At 68.9% G+C, this 5,204-nt stretch carries 2 protein-coding genes; both read right to left on the bottom strand.

Annotated features, from left to right (window positions below):
• Positions 1-3,966: amino acid adenylation domain-containing protein (locus tag AC1DOC_RS18295; RefSeq protein WP_478130216.1), on the bottom strand; the 3,966-nt coding region annotated here is incomplete at its 3' end.
• Between the two features lie 371 nt (positions 3,967-4,337).
• Positions 4,338-5,204 (bottom strand): NRAMP family divalent metal transporter (locus tag AC1DOC_RS18290; protein WP_478130215.1); only part of this gene is annotated, 867 nt, incomplete at its 5' end.

The raw sequence follows: 5,204 nt of genomic DNA, 5'->3' as shown, positions 1-5,204 counted from the left end.
GTGCAGCAGCCCCGCGAGTGCGGCCTGCAGCACCATGAAGACGCTGGCCTGGCCGTCGCGCGCCAGCTGCAGCATGCGCTCGTGCACGCGCGGCGCGATCTGCATCGGCACCACGTCGCCGCGGTAGCTGGGCACCGCCGGATGCGGGCGGTCGACGGGCAGGCTCAGCCGCTCGGGCAAGTCGCTCAAGGTCTCGCGCCAGAACTCGCGCTGGCGGCCGGCCATGCTGTCGGGGTCGTCTTCGCTGCCGAGCAGTTCCTGCTGCCACAGCGCGTAGTCGGCATATTGCAGCGGCAGCGGCGCCCAGCCCGGCGCCTTGCCTTCGCAGCGCGCCGCATAGGCCACGCTCAGGTCGCGCGCCAGCGGCAGCAGCGAGGCCCCGTCGCCGACGATGTGGTGCGTCAAGAGCAGCAGCACGTGCTCGTCGGCGGCCAGCTTGAACAGGTGCGTGCGCAGGGGCGGCGTGGTGCCGAGCGCGAAGCCGCGGTGCGCCGCGGCATGCAGTTGCGCGGCAATCTCGTCCTCGCTGCTGTCGGCTTCGATCACTGCCGGCCGCGCTTCGGCACCGTCCAGGATGTGCTGGTAGGGCAGCCCGTTGTCGTTCGGATAGATGGTGCGCAGGCTCTCGTGGCGCTGCACCAGGTCGCCCAGCGCCTCGTGCAGCGCTGCGCGGTCCAGCAGGYCGGAAAGCCGCAGCGCGAGCGGCATGTTGTAGGCCGGGTTGGCCTCTTCGAGCTGGTTCATCAGCCACAGGCGGCGCTGCGCGAACGACAGCGGAATGCGGGCCGGGCGCGGCATCGGCACGAGGCTGGGTCGCGCCACCGTCTCCTGGTCGAGCAGCTCCGCGAGGCCGGCGATGGTGGAGACCTGGAACAGCGTGTCCAGCGGCAGGTCGATCATGAACTGCTGACGGATCATCGAGATCAGCTGCACGATCATCAGCGAGTGCCCGCCGAGCTCGAAGAAGTTGTCGTGGATGCCCACGCGCGGCAGGTGCAGCGTCTCGGCCCAGAGCCCGGCCAATATTCTTTCGGTGGGCGTGCGCGGTGCCGCATACGGCGTGGCGGCCTGCAGCTCGGGCGCCGGCAGCGCCTTGCGGTCGAGCTTGCCGCTCGGGCCCAGCGGCAGCGCCGGCAGGCTCACGAAGGCCGAGGGCACCATGTACTCGGGCAAGGCCTGCGCCAGGTGCGTGCGCAGCTCGGCGGCCTGCAGATCGGCCGCATCGGCAGCCACCACGTAGGCGACCAGGCGCTTCTCGCCCGGCACATCCTCGCGCGCAAGCACCGCGGCCTGCGCCACCTGCGGATGCCGCAGCAGCACCGATTCGATCTCGCCGGGCTCGATGCGCAGGCCGCGGATCTTCACCTGCTGGTCGGCGCGGCCCAGGAAGTCGAGGCTGCCGTCGCTGCGCCAGCGCGCGAGATCGCCGCTGCGGTACATGCGGCTGCCGGGCTCGCCGTACGGGTTGGCAATGAAGCGTTCGGCGCTCAGCAGCGGCCGCCCGAGGTAGCCGCGCGCCAGGCCGATACCCGCGATGTAGAGCTCGCCGGTCACGCCCGGCGGCACGGGCTGCAGGCCGCTGTCCAGCACATGCATCTGCGTGTTCCAGATCGGGCGGCCGATCGGAACGCTCGCCAGTGCCGCTGCGGCTTGCGGCTCGCGCGGGCATTCCCACGAGGTGACGTCGACGGCGGCCTCGGTCGGGCCGTAGAGGTTGTGCAGCTCGCAGGACAGGCGCTGCTGGAACTGCGACACCAGCGCGGGCGACAGGGCTTCGCCGCTGCAGATCACGCGCCGCAGCGTGCTGCAGGCGGACGCGGCGGGCTCGCGCAGGAAGACCTCGAGCATCGACGGCACGAAGTGGATCGTGGTGATGGCTTCGCTGGCAATCAGCCCGGCCAGGTAGGCCGCGTCCTTGTGGCCGCCCGGCTTGGCGAGCACCAGCGTGGCGCCGTCGATCAGCGGCCAGAAGAATTCCCAAACCGACACATCGAAGCTCGAAGGCGTCTTCTGCAGCACGCGGTCGTCGGCACGCAGGCCGTAACGGTGCTGCATCCAGCGCAGGCGGTTGACGATGGCGCGGTGCGACACCACCGCGCCCTTCGGCGTCCCGGTGGAGCCCGAGGTGTAGATCACATAGGCCGGATGGTCGGGGTCGATCGCCACGGCGGGATCGGTGTCGGCGCAAGTCCCCAGTTCGGCAATCGTTTGCGGCAGGTCGAGCAGCAATTGCGCTGCGCCGCCCGGCAGCGTCTCCGCGAGCGCCATGGTCGTGACCAGGCACACCGGCTGCGCATCGCCGAGCATGAAGGCGATGCGCTCCTGCGGAAAGTCCGGGTCGACCGGCAGGTAGGCGGCGCCTGTCTTCAGCGTGGCGAGCAGCGCCACCATCAGTTCCATCGAGCGCGGAATGGCCAGCGCCACGGTGCGCTCCGGCCCCGCGCCGCGTGCGCGCAGCAGGTGCGCGAGGCGGTTGGCGCGGCGGTTCAGTTCGTCGTTGCGCATCGCCTCGCCTTCCAAGCGCAGCGCAATGCCTTGCGGACTGGCGGCAAGCTGCGCCTCGATCAATGCGGTGAGATGGCTGGCGGGCACCGGGTGCGCCGTGCCGTTCCACTCCACCAGCAGTTGCGTGCGCTCGTGCGTGCTCAACAGGTCGACGTGGCCGATGGCCTGGTCCGGCTCGCGGATCACCGCGGCCATGAAGGCGAGCAGGCGGCGCTGGTGGTCGGCCAACGCTTCTGCGGTGTGCACCGCGGGGTTGGCGTCGAAGTCGATCTGCAGGTCCTGCCCGTTGCCGCGTTCGTACAGGAAGATGCCCAGGTCCTCGGCCGTGCCGTTCGACAGGTTGCGCGGCCTGGCGGCATGGCCCGCAAAGCGGAAGTCGTAGTCAAAGGGCTCGACGTTGACCACCGTGGTGAACAGCTGCCGGTTGGCAACCAGCATGTTGAGATCGCTGCGCAGGTGCTCGTAGCGGTAGCTCTGGTGCCTGAGGATCTGCCGCATCTGCCGGCCGACCTCGCGAATCAGTTCCGGGATCGGCAGGTCCGCGCGCATCGCCAGGCGCAGCGGCAGCGCGTTGGCCACCATCGCCGGCACGCGCCGCATGCGGTCGTTGTGGCGCGCCGTCACGGGGATGCCGATCACCATGTCCTCGATGCCGGTGGCGCGGTACAGGTAGGCCGCGGTGGTGGCGATGAGGATCTGCGGCAGCGTGGTCCMGAGCTCTTGCGCAATGGCCTGCAGGGCCTGCACGCTGGCGGCCGGCAGATGCACCGTCTGGCGCAGCAGGCCGCCGATGTTGACCGAACGCTGCGAGGCCAGGCTCAGCGGATCCGGTGCATCGCCGAAGCGCTCGACCCAGTACTGGCGGTCGCGCGGAAAGCGGCCCGACGCGCGGTAGGCGTTGTCTTCCTCGGCCAGCTGCGAGATCGGCGCGAGGCGCGATTCATCAGGCACTGCCGCGCTGCCTTCGGCCATGGCGCTGTAGACGTCCGCGAAGCGGCGCGCAATGAGCCCGCCGCCAAAGCCGTCGAGCACGATGTGGTGGCTTCGGTGATACCAGATGTGGCGCGCGGGCGAGAGGCGGATCAGCGCCGAGAGCCACAGCGGCCCCGTCGCCAGGTCGACGTTGCGCGTGAAGTCGGCGCGCATCCAGCGCTCGGCCTCGGCCTGCGGATCGCGCTCGTCACTCAAGTCGAGGTACGGAATCTCGCCGGTGAAGGTGGGCGCCACGACCTGGCGCGGCCCTTCGTCGGTATCGACAAAACTCAGCCGCGTGGCTTCGGCTTCATCGGCCACCTGGCGCATGGCGGCAAGGAAGATCGCGGGGTCGATGGGGCCATCGATCTCGATGGCTTCGGCAAGATTGAAATTGGTGTCGGGCGACGCGAACTTTGCGCCGAGCCACATCGCCATCTGACCCGAGGTAAGGGGCGCGGTGCGGCCCAGGTGATCGGCGGTAGTCATGCACTTCTCCAGCTCTTGAATGAAATCGGCAACGCAACGCTGCATGGGCGCGTGGAATGGACGCGCCAAACCACTCTACAAGTGGTTGCAACAATTTCAGTGACGCTTTTCCGGGCACGAAAATTTCACGCGCGGCCTTGAGCGAGAAAGGTTTCACCGGGAAGTGAACATTCGATCGGCGATGGTCGAATGCGAAGGCTTTCATCGTATTTCCGGGGCCCGACACCCGGAAAACCGTTGTTGCAATGCAGCAACTTGGTACAAATTCCGTAGGGGCATCCATCGGCGTGCGAACGGCCGGGCAAAAAAATACGCGCCCGGCGGCGCGTACTTTCGATGGATGCACGGGCTGCGGGCGCGGTCCCGCGTGGTCAACGCACCATGTCCCATCCCATCATCAGCGCCGCGAAGCCCATCAGGGCCGTGCCGCCCCACCCGAGCCAGCGCGTGYGGCGCCCCGAGGTGAACAGGCCCATCACCTTCTCGCGCGACACCAGCACCATCATCGCGGCCATGATCGGCACGGCGACCACGCCGTTGATCACGGCGCTCCAGTACAGCGCCTTCATCGGATCGATCGGCGTGAAGTCGAGCGCGGTGCCCACCAGCGTGGCCACCGCGATGATCCCGTAGAACTCCTTGGCTTCGCGCCAGTGCCGCTCCAGCCCTTCTTCCCAGCCGAAGGCCTCGGCCACCGCATAGGCAGCCGACGAGGCCAGCACGGGCACCGCAAGCAAACCCGTGGCGATGATGCCGCCCGCGAAGAGCCAGAACGCGAAGTCGCCCGCCAGCGGCCGCAGCGCCTCGGCCGCCTGCGCCGCCGAAGACACGTCGTGCACCCCCGCCGCGAACAGCACCGCCGCGCCCACCACCATCACGAAGAAGGCGATCAGGTTCGAGAAGGTCATGCCCAGCCAGGTGTCGAGCCGCACGCGCCGCAGGTCGCGCCACACCTCCTGGTCGGTGCCGCGCCGCCCGCCCCTGAGCCGGAGCTCCTCGACTTCCTGCGAGGCCTGCCAGAAGAACAGGTACGGCGAGATGGTGGTGCCCAGCAGCGCCACGATCATCATCCAGTAGCTGCCGTTCCACTGCAGCCGGGGCACGACGAGGTCGTGCAGCACGCGGCCCCAATCCACCTGCACCGCGAACACCGCCGCCACGTAGGCAAACAGCGTGAGCGTCAGCCACTTGAGGATGTGGGCCAGCTTGCGGTAGGGCACGAACACCTGCAGCAGCAC

This window comes from Variovorax sp. 01T439_2, from assembly GCF_056398445.1.
Note: the sequence above shows the minus strand (reverse complement) of the source record. Positions and strands in the feature narration are given on the sequence as shown.